Raw genomic sequence first — 1,933 nt, 5'->3', positions numbered from 1 at the left:
CCAAGAAATGCCGATGCGTCAGAAAACTTTGCGTTTTTAATCAATCTCTTGATATTATTGTTATGTCTGGAATCGTATTCTGCGTCCACCAACAGCATGAGACGTTCATGAAAAGAAATGGCTTCATAGTCGCTCTCCCGGACGATCTGTTTTTCATAAGCTTCTGCAAAGGCAGGCAGTCTCATGGCTTTTAACTTTTTCAATGTATCATTTTTCATGGCTGCCACCTCCGTAGTAAGATGCTCCCCGGACCAGGGCATAGCTTTCGTCATAGCTGGTCACGGCAGATCGGTTTGACGGGTCAGCAGCTTTGTCATTGCAGGATTCCAGGATGAGACGAATGTTTTTATAACGCGGGCTTGGAATTCGCTCCAATGCTGCCCTGCAGGCATGTTCCAGTCTTTCTGTACTGTATTTATCAGCCAGTTTCAAAAGAGACAGACAGCTTTTATAGGCCTGCTCCTCAATCCGGTAGGAATCAAAGATCCCCTGAATGACCTGATGGGTTGCCTCGCCGATCCCATCTGCCCATTTGAGGAACCTTTTCTGATCCCATTCGCTGTATAGCTGATGATTGACAGGCATATGTTCCACAACTGTGGAATACTGTCCACGGCGTCCATAAAGACGTTTGTGGCTGCAGATCCGGTTTCCTTTATAGTAAACCTCAATGCTGTTTTTGGTGTATCTGACATCTACTTTTTTACGAACATACTCGTAAGGAACTGAATAATTCTGGAAATCGATAGCGATATGATAGTTTAACTGAACAGTAGCTGATTTCCATTGAGCGAATTCGTACGGATATTTAGGAAGTGGCTGTAAAAAGGGAGCCTCTTCTTCCAGAAATACAGAATGGCGTGATCCATCTTTTTTCTGGAAAGGAGTATCGTTGAACCGATCCAATTCCTTGCGGATTGCCGTGTTCATCGTATGGAGATCAAAAAATTTCCGGTTTCGCAGACGGGCAATGATGTGGGAAGTCAGGTTACCAACACTTCCCTCTACGGCTGCTTTGTCGCGAGGCGCCAACACCCGTGCCGGAAGCAATGCTGTGTGATAGTGATCTGCCAGTTCCTGGTAAGAGCGGTTGACCACAGGATCTTCATATTTCCTGTTGCTCAGGATTCCCACCTTTAGATTATCCGGAGTCAGGATCCTGGTGACACCGCCAAAGAATTCATACATAGCGATATGTGCATTGATCCAGTCCTCCTCTTTCATGGTGCCGCAGGCCTGTGCATAACAATACATGCTGAAAGGCAGCGTTGCTACAAAAAGATAGACCTTCCTGCTGTTCCCTGTGGTCTTATCATAAAGGGGCAGCGCGGTTCCGGCCCAGTCAACCATAAGTTTATCACCAGGTTTATGTTGGATATGCATGGTAAGTTTATGCTGTGTAACATAATCCTGATATAACTTACAATACTGGGAATAGCCATAGGGAGGCTTGCCGGTATTACGGCAGGTGTCCACATATTCCTGCCACAAAAGCTTCAGTGTTACGCCGTTTTTCAATAATTCCTTATGGATATACGGGAAATCAGGCGTAACTAGTGTGGGGATCAATGCTTCTTCCGGAAAAAGTGTATGGCGGATTTCTACTTCATCCATGGACTCCAACACATCATTCGGTAACTGGTGTTCGGAAGCAGCCTTAGCCACCCTTGCCACCGTGTTTCTGGATACATGCAGAAAACTGGCAATGTGTCGCTGGCTGTATCCATCCCGAAGCATTTGTAAAATAGGTTTCTCTTTGGACATTGACTCGTCCTCCTCTCAAAGTATTACGGATTCATCCGTTGGGATCATTGTATTGCTTTAAGAGGTGGCTCTCAACAGCGGATTCACCTTCTCATATGGGTGGCTCCGACATTCGGAATGGGTGGCTCTATGCAACGGATTGAGTGGCTCCGAAGTCACGGAATACTCA

General features: G+C 46.0%; 2 protein-coding genes. Both read right to left on the bottom strand.

Annotated features, from left to right (window positions below):
* Positions 1-218: ATP-binding protein (locus tag FGQ85_RS18065; protein WP_171028016.1), on the bottom strand; the 218-nt coding region annotated here is incomplete at its 3' end.
* On the bottom strand, positions 208-1,764 hold the full coding sequence (istA, locus tag FGQ85_RS18060) for an IS21 family transposase (protein ID WP_138374154.1): 1,557 nt from the start codon (positions 1,762-1,764) through the stop codon (positions 208-210). The genes FGQ85_RS18065 and istA, both read right to left, overlap by 11 nt.
* Positions 1,765-1,933: the final 169 nt, after the last annotated feature.

Source organism: Pseudoflavonifractor sp. BSD2780061688st1 E11, assembly GCF_005844125.1.
Taxonomy (GTDB): domain Bacteria; phylum Bacillota; class Clostridia; order Lachnospirales; family Lachnospiraceae; genus Sellimonas; species Sellimonas catena.
This window is presented reverse-complemented; position numbering and strand designations above follow the sequence as displayed.